General features: G+C 60.6%; 13 protein-coding genes. 11 read left to right on the forward strand and 2 right to left on the reverse strand.

Annotation, left to right across the window (positions count from 1 at the left end):
• The first annotated feature begins 170 nt into the window (after positions 1 to 170).
• The 6 genes from GCM43_RS15425 to GCM43_RS15450 all read left to right on the forward strand — a co-directional run bounded on the left by GCM43_RS15425 (position 171) and on the right by GCM43_RS15450 (position 8267).
• Positions 171 to 767, forward strand: a complete 597-nt coding sequence (locus tag GCM43_RS15425; RefSeq protein WP_152246030.1) for a TetR/AcrR family transcriptional regulator — start codon at positions 171 to 173, stop codon at positions 765 to 767.
• A 57-nt stretch (positions 768 to 824) separates the two neighbouring features.
• A complete protein-coding gene (locus GCM43_RS15430; RefSeq protein WP_152245796.1) occupies positions 825 to 2615 on the forward strand; it encodes an acyl-CoA dehydrogenase C-terminal domain-containing protein in 1791 nt (596 codons plus the stop codon).
• A gap of 14 nt (positions 2616 to 2629) precedes the next feature.
• Positions 2630 to 5029 carry a 3-hydroxyacyl-CoA dehydrogenase/enoyl-CoA hydratase family protein gene (locus GCM43_RS15435; RefSeq protein ID WP_152245798.1) on the forward strand — a complete coding sequence of 800 codons (2400 nt, stop codon included), beginning with the start codon at positions 2630 to 2632 and terminating at the stop codon, positions 5027 to 5029.
• A gap of 24 nt (positions 5030 to 5053) precedes the next feature.
• Positions 5054 to 6250, forward strand: coding sequence for an acetyl-CoA C-acyltransferase (locus tag GCM43_RS15440; RefSeq protein WP_152245800.1), 1197 nt, complete (start codon positions 5054 to 5056; stop codon positions 6248 to 6250).
• Positions 6251 to 6317: 67 nt separating this feature from the next.
• Positions 6318 to 7097: an enoyl-CoA hydratase gene (locus tag GCM43_RS15445; RefSeq protein WP_152245802.1), complete on the forward strand. Its 780-nt coding sequence runs from the start codon at positions 6318 to 6320 to the stop codon at positions 7095 to 7097.
• A 318-nt stretch (positions 7098 to 7415) separates the two neighbouring features.
• Positions 7416 to 8267, forward strand: coding sequence for an SMP-30/gluconolactonase/LRE family protein (locus GCM43_RS15450; RefSeq protein WP_152245804.1), 852 nt, complete (start codon positions 7416 to 7418; stop codon positions 8265 to 8267).
• Between the two features lie 31 nt (positions 8268 to 8298).
• Here the strand turns inward: GCM43_RS15450 and GCM43_RS15455 are convergent, their stop codons facing one another.
• Positions 8299 to 9093 (reverse strand): AraC family transcriptional regulator, encoded by a 795-nt coding sequence (locus tag GCM43_RS15455; protein WP_152245806.1) that lies wholly within the window; start codon positions 9091 to 9093, stop codon positions 8299 to 8301.
• Between the two features lie 82 nt (positions 9094 to 9175).
• Here GCM43_RS15455 and GCM43_RS15460 point away from each other — a divergent pair, with 82 nt between their 5' ends.
• From GCM43_RS15460 to GCM43_RS15480, 5 genes are all read left to right on the forward strand, one after another.
• Positions 9176 to 10363 carry an MFS transporter gene (locus tag GCM43_RS15460; RefSeq protein WP_152245808.1) on the forward strand — a complete coding sequence of 396 codons (1188 nt, stop codon included), beginning with the start codon at positions 9176 to 9178 and terminating at the stop codon, positions 10361 to 10363.
• Positions 10364 to 10471: 108 nt separating this feature from the next.
• Entirely contained in the window at positions 10472 to 10876 is a 405-nt protein-coding gene (locus GCM43_RS15465) for a DUF4431 domain-containing protein (protein WP_152245810.1), read from the forward strand.
• Positions 10877 to 10946: 70 nt separating this feature from the next.
• Positions 10947 to 11558, forward strand: a complete 612-nt coding sequence (locus GCM43_RS15470) for a TetR/AcrR family transcriptional regulator (RefSeq protein ID WP_152245812.1) — start codon at positions 10947 to 10949, stop codon at positions 11556 to 11558.
• 86 nt (positions 11559 to 11644) lie between these two features.
• Positions 11645 to 12808, forward strand: a complete 1164-nt coding sequence (locus GCM43_RS15475) for an iron-containing alcohol dehydrogenase (protein WP_152245814.1) — start codon at positions 11645 to 11647, stop codon at positions 12806 to 12808.
• Between the two features lie 34 nt (positions 12809 to 12842).
• Complete coding sequence (locus tag GCM43_RS15480; protein ID WP_152245816.1) at positions 12843 to 13520, forward strand: type 1 glutamine amidotransferase domain-containing protein; 678 nt, start codon at positions 12843 to 12845, stop codon at positions 13518 to 13520.
• Here the strand turns inward: GCM43_RS15480 and GCM43_RS15485 are convergent.
• Positions 13509 to 14318, reverse strand: coding sequence for a metallophosphoesterase family protein (locus GCM43_RS15485; RefSeq protein WP_152245818.1), 810 nt, complete (start codon positions 14316 to 14318; stop codon positions 13509 to 13511). The two genes, GCM43_RS15480 and GCM43_RS15485, sit on opposite strands and share 12 nt — an antisense overlap.
• Positions 14319 to 14352: the final 34 nt, after the last annotated feature.

Consider the following 14352-nt stretch of genomic DNA (forward strand, 5'->3'; position numbering starts at 1 on the left):
CAGTGCATCAATAGAAGAGCAACTCTAAAGTTCCCGTTTGACTTTTAAGTCACAGTGGATAATAGTACGAGCGTTCGGATTTTTTCAAGGCGTGCTTTTTTTTGCCTCGATGATCCGCAGATCGGCTTTATCAATATGGAATGGACCTCTTGAATACTTCAGTCAAATTCATGCGCAAGGGTGAACTGACCCGCGCAGCCATTCTCGACGTGGCGCTGGATCTGTCCAGCCGCGACGGCCTGGAAGGCCTGACGATAGGCTTGCTGGCAGACAAAATGAATATGAGCAAGTCGGGCGTGTTTGCCCATTTCGGTTCGCGCGAAGACTTGCAGATGGAAGTGTTGAAGCTCTATCACTATCGTTTTGAACAGGAAGTCTTTTTTCCGGCCATGAAAGAGCCGCGCGGCATTGCGCGGCTCGAATCGATGTTTGCCCGCTGGATCAAGCGCGTCAGCGTGGAAATCGCCTCGGGCTGCATCTATATCAGCGGCGCGGTCGAGTACGACGACCGTCCGGGTCCGATCCGCGAAGAACTGGTGGCGATGGTGCAGGCATGGCGGGGCGCCCTGCTGCGCAGCGTGCAGCAGTCGATCGACTGCGGCGACCTCAAGACGGGCACCGACGCGCAGCAAATGGTCTACGAGATGTACGGCCTGATCCTGGCCTTGCACCACGACGCGCGCTTCCTGCACGTGCCAGGCAGCATCGAGCGGGCGCAGGTGGCATTTGCGCGCCTGATCGAGTCCTACCAGAATCATCCGCAATAACGCGCAGCAATTCCAATACAGCACAACACTTCAGCTAACGTTTTCAGGAGATACATTATGGGTCAATACGTCGCGCCAATCCGGGATATGCAATTCGTGCTGCACGAGTTCCTGAACGTCGGAGAAGAACTCAAGGCCATGCCGGACTACGCCGATGTCGACGCCGACATCATCAACCAGGTACTGGAAGAGGGCGCCAAATTCACCTCCGAAGTGCTGTTCCCGCTGAACCACTCGGGCGACCGCGAAGGCTGCAAGCACGACGCCGCGACCCATACCGTGACCACCCCGAAAGGCTTCAAGGAAGCCTACAAGCAGTACGTTGACGGCGGCTGGGCAGCGCTGGCCTGCGATCCCGAATACGGCGGCCAGGGCCTGCCGGTAGTGCTGAACAATTCCTTCTACGAGATGCTGAACTCGTCGAACCAGGCCTGGTCGATGTACCCGGGCCTGTCGCATGGCGCCTACGAGTGCCTGAAAGAACACGGCACCGAGCACCAGAAGCAGGTCTACCTGCCAAAACTGGTATCGGGCGAGTGGACCGGCACCATGTGTTTGACCGAACCGCATTGCGGCACCGACCTGGGCCTGCTGCGCTCGAAAGCGCTGCCGCAGGACGACGGTTCGTGGCTGATCACCGGCAACAAGATCTTTATTTCGGCCGGCGAACACGACATGGCTGAAAACATCCTGCACCTGGTGCTGGCGCGCGTACCGGATGCACCGGAAGGCTCGAAAGGCATTTCGCTGTTCCTGGTGCCGAAGTTCCTGCCGAAAGAAGACGGCACGGTTGGCGAGCGCAACCCGATCACCTGCGGCGCGATCGAAGAAAAAATGGGCATCCACGGCAATTCGACCTGTCAGATGAATCTGGACGGCGCAAAAGGCTGGATCATCGGCCAGCCGAACAAGGGCCTGAACGCCATGTTCGTGTTCATGAACGCGGCCCGCCTGGGCGTGGGCATGCAGTCGCTGGGCCTGACCGAGATCGCGTTCCAGAACGCGCTGATCTACGCCAAGGACCGCACGCAAATGCGTTCGCTGACCGGCATCAAGAATCCGGAACTGCCGGCCGACCGCATTATCGTGCACCCGGACGTGCGCCGCATGCTGTTGACCGGCAAGGCCTACGCCGAAGGCGCGCGCGCTTTCACGTCCTACGTGGCGTTGCAGATCGACCGCGAACTGCACCACCCTGACGCCGACGTACGCAAGGAAGCAGCTGACGAAGTGGCGCTGCTGACGCCCGTCATCAAGGCCTTTATTACCGACAACGCCTGGATCGCCACCTCGGACGCGATGCAAGTGTTCGGCGGCCACGGCTATATCGCCGAATGGGGCATGGAACAGTATGTGCGCGATGCGCGCATCAACATGATTTACGAAGGCACCAACACCATCCAGTCGCTTGATCTGCTGGGTCGCAAGATTTTGGGCGACAACGGCGCCAAGCTGCGCAAGTTCGGCGAGAAGATCAAGGCGTTTGTGGAAGACAACGGCACCGACGAAGCGATGAGCGAATTTGTCACGCCGCTGGGCGACCTGGGCGACAAGGTCACCAAGCTGACCATGGAAATCGGCATGAAGGCGTTCCAGAACGCCGACGAAGTAGGCGCAGCCTGCGTGCCTTACCTGCGTGTGGTCGGCCACCTGATCTACAGCTACCTGTTTGCGCAGATGGCCAAGATCGCCCTGGAAAAAGAATCGTCCGGCGACAAGTTCTACACCGCCAAGCTGGCCACCGCGCGCTTCTACTTTGCACGCCTGCAGCCAGAAACGGCAACCCTGATCCGCCAGGCGCGTTCCGGCTCGGCCAACCTGATGGCACTCGACGCAGACCTGTTCTAAGACCTGAGGAAAATATGACCAATTTCATCGTTAAAAAAGTTGCCGTACTCGGCGCCGGCGTGATGGGCGCGCAGATCGCCGCCCATTGCATCAACGCGAAAGTACCGGTCGTGCTGTTCGACCTGCCAGCCAAGGAAGGCCCGAAAAACGGCATCGTGCTGCGCGCCATCGAGAACCTGAAAAAGCTCTCGCCTGCGCCGCTGGGCAACAAGGATGACGCTGCGCTGATCGAGGTGGCCAACTATGAAGACAACCTGGATCTGCTGGCCGGCTGCGACCTGATTATCGAAGCCATCGCCGAACGCATGGACTGGAAGCACGACCTGTACCAGAAGGTCGCGCCGCATATCGGCCCGAACGCCATTTTTGCGTCGAACACTTCCGGCCTGTCGATCACCAAGCTGGCCGAAGGCTTTGATGCGGACCTGAAATCGCGCTACTGCGGTGTGCACTTCTTCAATCCGCCGCGCTATATGCACCTGGTGGAAATCATCCCGACCGAATTTACCAAGCCGGAAATTTCCGACCAGCTCGAAGGCTTTTTGACGACCACGCTGGGCAAGGGCGTGGTGCGCGCCAAGGATACGCCGAACTTTATCGCCAACCGTGTCGGCGTGTTCGGCATCCTGGCCATCGTGCACGAAGCTGAAAAATTCGGCCTGTCGGTCGATGTGGTCGATGACCTGACTGGCGCCAAGCTGGGCCGCGCCAAGTCCGGTACCTTCCGTACCGCCGACGTGGTGGGCCTCGACACCATGGGCCATGTGATCAAGACCATGCAGGACTACCTGCCGAACGATCCGTTTGCCGCCGTCTACAAGACGCCGGAAGTGCTGGCCAAGCTGGTGGAAAAAGGCGCGCTGGGCCAGAAGAGCGGCGCAGGCTTCTACAAGAAAGTTGGTAAAGAGATTCAACGCCTCGATTTCGCCACCGGCGAATACGTGGCAGGCGGCGCCAAGGCAGCTGACATCATTGCCCGCATCCTGAAAGAAAAGGATCCGGTCAAGAAAATGAAGGCGCTGCACGACTCGACCAATCCGCAGGGCCAGTTCCTGTGGGCGATCTTCCGTGACGCTTTCCATTACATCGCCATCCACCTCGACACCGTGGCCGACAATGCGCGCGATATCGACTTTGCGATGCGCTGGGGCTTCGGCTGGAACGTCGGTCCGTTTGAAACGTGGCAAGCCTCGAACTGGCTGCAGGTAGCGAACTGGGTCAAGGAAGATATCGACGCCGGCAAGGCACTGTGCAATGCACCGCTGCCAGCCTGGGTATTTGAAGGTCCGGTCGCGGACAAAGGTGGCGTACATACGCCGGAAGGCTCGTACTCGGCGGTGTCGAACAGCTTTGTGCCGCGCTCGACCCTGGCCGTGTACGACCGCCAGCCGTTCCGCGCACCCGTTATCGGCAGCGGCGCCATCGATGGCAAAACCGCTGGCACCACCGTGTTCGAAGACGAATCGGTACGCGTCTGGCACAGTGGCGACGAGGTGCTGGTGATCTCGTTCAAGACCAAGATGCATGTGATCGGCGAAGGCGTGATCAATGGCTTGAAACTGGCGCTGGCTGAAGCCGAGAAGAACTTCAAGGGCCTGGTGATCTGGCACGCCGACGCAGCCGAAGGCGGCGCCTTCTCGGCTGGCGCCGACCTGCAGTCGGCCCTGCCGGCCTTTATGCAGGGCGGCGTGAAAGCGGTCGATCCGATCATCGCCGAACTGCAGAAAACCTTTATGTCGCTGAAATACGCGAACGTGCCGGTGATCGCTGCGGTAGCGGGTCTGGCGCTGGGCGGCGGTTGCGAGCTGGCGCTGCACGCCTCCAAGCGCGTGGCCTCGATCGAGTCCTATATCGGCCTGGTGGAAGTGGGCGTGGGCCTGATTCCGGCCGGCGGCGGCCTGAAAGAAGCGGCGCAGCGTGCCTACAAGGAAGCCAAGGGCGGCGACATTCTGCAGTTCCTGAAAACCGGCTTTACCAATGCCGCTACCGCCAATGTGTCGAAGTCGGCGCTGGAAGCGAAAAAGATGGGCTACCTGAAGGAAGATGACGTCATCGTCTTCAACGCCTACGAGCTGCTGCACGTGGCGAAAGTCGAAGCGCGCGCCATGTTCGACGCCGGTTTCCGTCCGGCCCTGCCGTCGCTGATCCAGGTCACCGGCCGCTATGGCTGGGGCACCATCAAGGCGCAGTTGGTCAATATGCGCGACGGCGGTTTTATCTCCGCACATGATTTCAAGCTGGGCGAAATGATTGCCGAGATCGTCTCTGGCGGCAATGTCGACCAGGGCAGCTTTGTCAGCGAACAGTGGTTGCTCGACATGGAACGCAAGGCCTTTTTGGAATTGCTGAACCATCCGAAGACGCAGGAACGCATCATGGGCATGATGCAGACCGGCAAGCCAGTGCGCAACTAAACGATAGCGAAAGCGAAAGCAGATATGAGCAAACAACTTCAAGACGCATACATCGTCTCCGCCACCCGCACCCCGATCGGCAAGGCGCCGCGCGGCATGTTCAAGAATACCCGTCCGGACGACCTGCTGGTGCGCGTGCTGCAATCGGCCCTGGCGCAAGCGCCTGGCCTGGACCCGGCTTTGATCACCGACGCCATTATTGGCTGCTCGTTCCCGGAAGCGGAGCAGGGCTTCAATATTGCGCGCCAGTCGGTGCTGCTGGCCGGCCTGCCGAAAACGGTAGGCGGCGTCACCATCAACCGTTACTGCGCTTCGGGCATTACCGCCATTGCCATGGCCGCTGACCGCATCCGCGTCGGCGAAGTCGATGCGATGATCGCCGGCGGCGTGGAATCGATGTCGATGGTGCCGATGATGGGCCATCACCCATCGATGAACCTCGACATGTTCACCGACGAAAATATCGGCATGGCCTACGGCATGGGCCTGACGGCCGAGAAAGTGGCGCAGCAATGGAAAGTGTCGCGCGAAGCGCAGGACGCCTTTGCCGTCGAATCGCACCGCCGTGCCATCGCCGCGCAGCAGGCCGGTTTCTTCAAGGATGAAACCACGCCGGTCGAGATCATCACGCGCACGCCGAACCTGGCCACCGGCCAGGTCGATGAAAAGCGCCGCACGGTCGACACCGACGAAGGCGCACGCGCCGATTCGACCATGGAGTCGCTGGCCAAGTTGAAACCGGTGTTTGCCGCCAAGGGCAGCGTTACCGCCGCCAACAGCTCGCAGATGTCGGACGGCGCCGGCGCGCTCCTGATCGTGTCGGAAAAATTCCTGCGCGAGCACAACCTGACCCCGCTGGCCAAGTTCTCGTCGTTTGCCGTGCGCGGCGTGCCGCCGGAAATCATGGGCATCGGTCCGAAGTTCGCCATTCCCGACGCCTGCAAAGCGGCTGGCATCACCCAGGACCAGCTGGACTGGATCGAGCTGAACGAAGCGTTTGCCGCGCAGGCGCTGGCCGTGATCGGCGACCTGGGCCTGGACACTGCCAAGGTCAACCCGATGGGCGGCGCGATTGCCCTGGGCCACCCGCTGGGCGCAACCGGCGCCATCCGCGCCGCCACCGTGATCCACGCGCTGCGCCGCAATAACCTCAAGTACGGCATGGTGACCATGTGCGTTGGTGCCGGCATGGGTGCAGCAGGTATCTTTGAACGCGTATAAGACCACGGCAGCGTGATCAGACAGGGCGCTTCGGGTTATTCCGGCGCCCTTATTTTTTGGAGACATAATGGATATTTTGTGCAGCAAGAGTGACGGCATCCTGACGCTGGAATTTAACCGCCTGGAACGCAAGAACGCCATCACCGGCGCCATGTACCAGACCCTGGCCGATGCCTTGCTGGCCGCCGACAGCGACGACAGCGTGCGCGCGATTCTTTTGTGCGGCAAGCGCGAGATTTTTACGGCCGGCAATGACTTGGACGACTTCATGAAAACGGCGCGCCCGAAAGACGGTTCGGTCGATGAGCAGCGCCCGGTGTTCCAGTTTATGCGCGCACTGTCCGGCTGCAGCAAGCCGGTCGTCGCTGCCGTGTCGGGCGCCGCCATCGGCATCGGCACCACCATGCTGATGCACTGCGACCTGGTCTACGCGGCCGACAACGCCAGCTTCTCGATGCCGTTTGCCCAGCTGGGCCTGTGCCCGGAATTTGCTTCCAGCTACCTGCTGACGCAGCTGGCCGGCTACCCGCGCGCGGCAGAAAAACTGATGCTGGGCGAAGCGTTCCCGGCCCAGGAAGCGCTGGAAATGGGACTGGTGTCGAAAGTGCTGCCGCTGTACGAGCTGATGCCGTACGCGCAGGCGCAAGCGGCCAAGCTGGTAGCGTTGCCCGCTGCCTCGATCCGCGCCACCAAGCGCCTGATGAAGCAGAGCCGCATCGAACCGGTCAAGGCAGCCATTGCTGCGGAAAACCAGCTGTTCAGCAATATGCTGGGCGGCGCCGAAGCGAAGGAAGCGTTTACCGCCTTCTTTGAAAAGCGCAAGCCGGATTTTTCAAAATTTGCCTGATGCTGGTGCTTAGAGGTGCTGGCTGCTTGTCGGCCGCACCTCTACGATATTGGGGTAAAAGAGCGCCGCTCAACGCCAGTATTGTTCGCATTTTCTGCATGGTGAAAACCGCCATGCCTGCTTTTTCTGCGCGAGCGGCTGCATTAGACTGCGTGCAACGCAACTGTTCGCACCACTGGCCCCTATCCCGTACTGAATGCTGGTTAAGGCGCCGCCATGATCAGCAAGGATGACTTCGTTCTGCCGGGTGCATGGCATGACCTGGGCGCTGCCATGGTTGCCGATGTTGACTCTCCCACCCCGCACAGCGAGTAAGCCATGTTTGAAATTATTGACCAGTCCGACGATCTGCTCGGCGAATGTCCTATCTGGTGTCCACGCACACACCGTCTTTTCCGGACCAACATTCTCGGAAACGAACTGCTGGCCTACGAGCCGGCAACCGGCGCCCGTGAACGTTGGGCGATGCCTGAACGCCTGGCGTCTTTTGCATTCACTGCACGGCAAGGTGTGCTGTTGCTGGGCCTGGAATCGTGCCTGGCTTTTTTTGACCTGGCGACAGGGACGTTTATGGAAATCGGCGCATCACCTGGCAACCTCGGCACACGCATAGGTGACGGGCGTTGCGACCGGGCAGGCAACTTTGTCTTCGGCACCATGCACGAAGGCGTGCCGCAGGAGCGGGTGGGCGCTTTTTATCGTCTCAATGCACAGACCATGACAATCGAGTCGCTGGCGCTGCCCGGTGTGGCCATTGCCAACGGCATCTGCTTCAGTCCCGATGGCGCGACGATGTATTACTGCGACTCCCTGCAACCCAAAATTTTGTGCTGTGATTACCCCAGCTTGGAAAACCAGCGCGTATTTGCCGATGTCATCGATGGGGGCGGACCTGACGGCTCCTGTGTCGATGCTGATGGTTTCGTGTGGAATGCGCAGTGGGGCGGCAGCAGAGTTGTCCGCTATCAGCCCGATGGCGGCGTTGATCGCGTCATTGCGGCGCCGGCGAGCCAGACTACCTGTCCGGCCATCGGCGGACCTTCGGGCGAGATGCTGTACTGCACCAGTGCTAGAGTCGGTATTGCCACGCCCACCGATGCAGACGGCGCCCTGCTTGGCGTGAGCGTGCCCGGCATAAACGGGCTGCCCGAGACCTGTTTTGCCGCCTGAAACCGGCGTCAGGCAAGGCGATGGCTATCGTCTACAGCAACGATGAAAAGTACTGGGTCGGCGATTTTCCCAAGGCCTTCTTGAACATGGTGATAAAGGCGTTGACGGAGTCGTAGCCCAGGTTTCCTGCCACATTTTGTACGGAGTGGCCTTCTGCCAGCTGGCTCAGGGCGATCATCAGGTGCAGTTGCTGGCGCCATCGGCCGAACGTCAATCCTGTCGCGTTTTCGACCAGTCGCGCCAATGACCGCTCACTCATGGCAAGAATATCAGCCCATTGACGCAGTGTGGTGCGATCACCGGGATCGGCGATAAGAGTATCGGAAATGCGCCTGATTTTGGGATGGCTGGACATCGGCAGGTGCAACTGTTCGATGGGCGCATCGGACAACTGCTCGAGCAATACCGCGATCAGCCTGGCAGTTGAACCATCCGTGGGCGCAGCAGGATCCTGCCCGGCCACATGGCGGATCATCTCCCGCACCAGCGGCGTAATGGCGACGGTACAGCATTTGTCCGGCATGACGGCCGCACCAGGCTCGATAAACAGAAAGAAGATGCGGGCGTTTCCCGTTGCACGGCAGTTGTGGGCGATACCGCCCGGTATCCAGACTGCATGTTGCGGCGGCACCAGCCACAACGCTTCAGCCACTTCGCACGTGACGGCGCCACGCAAGGCCAGGATCAGTTGCCCCTTGCGGTGCTGATGCGCACGGTGCTCTACGCCGTTCTCCTGTGGCGCTAGTTCGAGCGCGACGGCAGTCTGGTCGAACAGGTCGGAATCAAAATCGTCCGGGGATCTGGCCAATAAGCGCGGTGGTGGCATAATTTAGGTATATTCTGTCAGTTCATCTATATTACACAAACTCCTTATTCTTTAAAGTCATATTTTTTCTACTTGAAGATATATGAATACACTGACAAAGAATAATAGATGGGCATCTGTATCACTGATAGCGGCAATCCTGCTCGTTGCAATGAACCTGCGGGTGCCTTTTACTGGTGTCGCGCCCGTGCTGCCCTGGATTCAGCACGATTTCGGCCTCAATACCACCGCGGTCGGCTTGCTGACCTCCTTGCCGCTGTTTGCCTTTGCGGCATTTTCTCCGTTCGGCGCCTCGATCGCCGTTCGCTTCGGCCTGGAGCGTACCGTTTTCGGCGCACTGGCCCTGATTGCCGCCGGCGTGCTGATACGTTCCGGGGGAAACACATGGTTGCTGTATGGCGGCACGGTACTGATAGGCGCTGGTATTGCCTTGGGTAACGTCCTGCTGCCCAGTCTGATCAAACGCGATTTTTCGGCCAATGTGGTTTCCATGACAGGGGCGTATTCCATCACCATGGGCGCTGCCGGCGCCATCGGCTCCGCCGCAGTCATTCCAATGACGCAGGCGTGGGGCTGGCGTGTTGCGCTTGCGATGTTCATCATCGTGCCGCTGGTGGCGCTGTTGGCATGGCTGCCGCAATGGAAGAAGCATGGCAAAGCTGGCAGTTCCATCCGGCACCAGGGGGCAGGCGTTGCTGTCTGGCGCTCTCCGCTGGCCTGGCAAGTCACCCTGTTCATGGGACTCAATGCAATGCCCTTTTATATCGCGGTCAGCTGGCTGCCGACGATACTGATGGAGCATGGCACATCGGCAGCGGCGGCGGGCTCGCTGCACGGGACGCTGCAGTTGGCCACCGCCGTGCCAGGCCTGCTGATGGCAGCGGTATTGCGCCGGATGAAAGATCAACGCGCTGCGGCCGTGATTGCCAGCCTGATGTCTGCTGTTTCAATGCTCGGCCTGATGCTGGCGCCATCGCTGGCGCTGCTGTGGTCGGTCGTGCTGGGATTTGGCTGTGGCGCCAGCATGATACTGGGCCTGACCTTTATCGGCCTTCGTACCAGCAATGCGAAAGACGCCGCTGCGCTGTCAGGCATGTCGCAGTGCGTAGGCTATCTGATGGCTGCTGCAGGGCCGATGCTGCTGGGCGCGGTACACGATGTCACCAAGGGCTGGTTCATGCCATTGCTGCTTGCAGCCGTTATTGGCGTTCTCGGCGCATGGAGCGGGTTGCTGGCTGGCCGGAACAGGCATCTTGAGTCTGACGCGTGATGGCATAGATGGTGGCCGCAGGCCCAGGGCGGCATCCACCTTTCCGATCTGTCATTTGACCCGCTCAAGGCGCCGCGCTAGTATCGGCTGCATGAGGGGGACTGATTGATGACTACTTTCCTGAGTCTGGCTGGCGCCACGCTGTGCAGCATGCTCGTGTGTACAGCCCATGCTGCAGAGTGCCTGAAGTACGAGCCGGCCGTGGTGACCGTGTCCGGAGAGCTGCACCGCGCAACCTTTCCCGGCAGGCCCAATTTTGAAAGCATAGCCAGTGGCGACGAGCCGGAAACCGGCTTCTACCTGACGCTCAAAGAGCCGCTCTGCACGCAGGCCGATGCGGCTGGCGAGCAGGAAGCGCAGGAAAGCGTGCGCGAGGTGCAGCTGGTACTCACGCAAAAGCAGTATGCGCAGTGGCGTCCCAAGCTGGGCCAGCAGGTCACCCTGCGCGGCGGTCTGTTTGCTGCTTTTTCCGGCCATCATCACGCACCGGTCCTGTTGAAGGTAGCGGACTGACCGAGTTCCGCAGCACGCCCGTTTTCTGCTTTGTAGACGACCGGTCTAATTTTGTGCTATAGTGCGTTTCATGAAAGCCGAATACACCGACATCCGCCAGCATATCCTCGACCAGGGCAAGGCCATCATTACCCGCAAGGGTTTTGCCGGCGTGGGCCTGAACGAGATATTGACGGCCGCTGCCGTGCCCAAGGGATCGTTCTACCATTACTTCAAGTCCAAGGAGTTGTTTGGCGAGGCGATGCTGGCCGATTACGTGACGCGCTACCTGGCCGAAATGGATTTGGTATTGTCCCAGCCAGAGCGCAGTGCGGCGCAGTCGTTGATGGACTACTGGGCCGGTTGGACCAGCGAGAGCCTGGACGGCAGCGGTTGCGATTGCCGCTGTCTGGTGGTCAAGCTCAGCAGTGAAGTTGCCGACATGTCCGAACCGATGCGCGTGACGCTGCAAGATGGCACCAGCCGCATCGTGGCGCGCCTGGCGGTGGCCATGCAGCAGGCGGTGGCCGACGGTTCGCTGGCGCCGCTGCCTGACCCGGCGCATACGGCGCTGACGCTGTACCAGCTGTGGCTGGGGGCGGCGTTGCTGACCAAGCTGCGGCGCGACGCCAGCGCCTTGCAGGCAGCCTGGCAGGCTACTCTGGCGATGCTGCAGTTGCCAGCCGATCAGAAAAGCGCATAAGACAAGTACGCGAATGAGCCAAGAAGTCATTCGCGTTTTTTAGAAAGCCAATCTAGACGACCAGTCTAATTGAAAAGGAGCACACCATGAAAAACTTTGAATTCCATAACCCGACCAAAATCGTGTTCGGCGCCGACAGCGTTGCCAAACTGGCGAAGCTGGTGCCGGTTGATGCGCGCGTATTGATCCTGTACGGCGGCGCCAGCGCCGAGAAAACCGGCACGCTGGCTGAAGTGCGCGCCGCCCTGGCTGGCGCCGGGCGCCACGTGCAGGAGTTCGGCGGCATCGAGCCCAATCCGAGCTATGAAACGCTGATGCGCGCCATTGAACAGGTGCGCCGCGACAAGCTCGACTTCCTGCTGGCCGTGGGCGGCGGTTCGGTGATCGACGGCACCAAGTTCGTTGCTGCCGCAGCCTTGTATGACGGCGAGGCATGGGAAATTGCCGAGCAGGGTGGCGCCAACGTGCACCAGGCACTACCGTTTGCTGCCGTACTGACGCTGCCGGCCACCGGCTCGGAAATGAACAGCGGCGGCGTGGTGACGAAAAAAGCCACGCAGGCCAAGCTCAGTTTCCGCAATCCGCTGCTGTACCCGCGCTTTTCCATCCTCGATCCGGCCAAGACCTTTACCTTGCCGGCCAAGCAGGTTGCCAATGGCCTGGTGGACGCGTTTGTGCACACCACCGAGCAGTACCTGACCTACCCGGTCAACGCGCGTGTGCAGGATCGTTTTGCCGAAGGCCTGCTGCAAACACTGGTCGAGATCGCCCCACAGGCGGTTGCCTCGCCGGACGACTATGAAACACGCGCCAACCTGATGTGGACCGCCACGCTGGCGCTGAATGGCCTGATCGGTGCCGGCGTGCCGCAGGACTGGGCCACCCACATGATCGGCCATGAACTGACAGCCCTGTACGACATCGACCATGCGCGCACGCTGGCACTGGTGCTGCCGGCCCTGCTGGACGTGCAGCGCGAGCAGAAACGTGGCAAGTTGCTGCAGTATGGCCAGCGCGTATGGGACATCAGCAGCGGCACGGACGACGAGCGCATCGACGCGGCCATTGCGCAGACGCGCGCCTTCTTTGAAGGCCTGGGCATACCAACCCGCCTGTCGGCCTATGAGCTGGGCCAGGACGCCGTCGAAGCGGTATTGAAGCAGCTTGAAGCCCATGGCATGACGGCACTGGGCGAACACCGCGATATCGACCTCGCGCGCAGCCGCCGTATTCTCGAAGCAGCACTGTAAGTCATACTTTTAATTTCACTGACAAGGACACACTATGAACATCCTGATGGTACTGACCTCGCACGACCAACTGGGCAACACCGGCAAGAAAACCGGTTTCTGGCTGGAAGAATTTGCCGCGCCTTATTACACCCTGAAAGAAGCCGGCGCGACCCTGACGGTGGTGTCGCCCAACGGCGGCCAGCCGCCACTCGATCCGAAAAGCGATGAAGCCGATTCGCAGACCGACGCCACGCGCCGCTTCAAGGCCGACGCACAGGCGCAGGCCGTGCTGGCCAATACCGGCAAGCTGGCCGATGTGAAAGCCGCCGATTTTGACGCCGTGTTCTACCCGGGTGGCCACGGTCCGCTGTGGGACCTGGCGGAAGACCGCAACTCGATCACGCTGATCGAACAGATGATCGCTGCCGGCAAACCGGTCGCCGCCGTCTGCCACGCACCGGGCGTGCTGCGCCATGTGAAAGGCGCCGATGGCAAGCCGCTGGTCAACGGCAAGCGCGTCACCGGCTTTACCAATACCGAGGAAGAAGCGGTGGGCCTGACCAATATCGTGCCTTTCCTGGTCGAGGACATGCTCAAGCAGAACGGCGGCGAGTACTCCAAGCTGGGCGACTGGCAGCCGTATGCCGTAACCGATGGCCTGCTGGTGACCGGCCAGAATCCGGCTTCGTCGGAAGCGGCGGCTGAAGCGCTGCTGAAGTTACTGAAGTAAGGTGTCCAGTTCTACGATCCGGTTCGGATCGTAGAGCGCGTTTTCGGGCGTGCCGTCCGGGCACCGGTAGCCGCACGGGTTGCACACCACGCGGCAGGCGCCGATGCGGTAGTCGTGCGACGCATGCATATGGCCGTGTACCCACAGATCGGCCTGTGCCGCCAGGGCGTCGAGCGGCGAGGCAAACGCGGGTGAACCGAGGTTGCCTGCGTACTGCGCCTCGACCGACTGCATCGACGGCGCCATATGCGTGATCACCACGGTGCGCCCGTCAAACGGCTGCGCCAGCTGCTGCACCAGCCAGCGCTTGTGCTCCGCGTGCAGCGCGGCCGTATCCCCGACGCACAAAAGGCGCTTTTCTCTGCTGCTGCCCGTGCTGATATGCTTGTAGTCGGGCATATAGCTTTGCGCTGCTGTCATCGCCTCTTCACGGCGCTCCTCGCCAAACAGCAGAAAGTCGGTCCACAGCGTGGCGCCCAGAAAGCGTACGCCATCGATGATCACCGCCTCCTGATCGAGCAGCCGGATGCTGGCGCCTTTGACGTTGGCCTTCGCACAGGCCTTGCGTATGGCGTCCTGCATCTGCTCCAGCCGGTGGCCATAGCCCTCATGGTTGCCATGCACATACAGCACCGGTAGCGCGCCAAAGGTGCGTGCGGCCCAGGTCACGGCGTTGCTGCCGGTGGCAATATCGCCAGCCAGTATCACCACATCGGGACGGCTTTGCGCCAGGTCGACGGCGGGTGTGGCGTTACCCCAGACTTCAAGGTGCAGGTCGGACAGGATCAGCAGACGCATATTGGGCGGGTGGCAAAGGCGAAAGCATCATCGT

Origin of the sequence: Janthinobacterium aquaticum (assembly GCF_009208565.1) — a bacterium.
Lineage (GTDB): Bacteria > Pseudomonadota > Gammaproteobacteria > Burkholderiales > Burkholderiaceae_D > Janthinobacterium.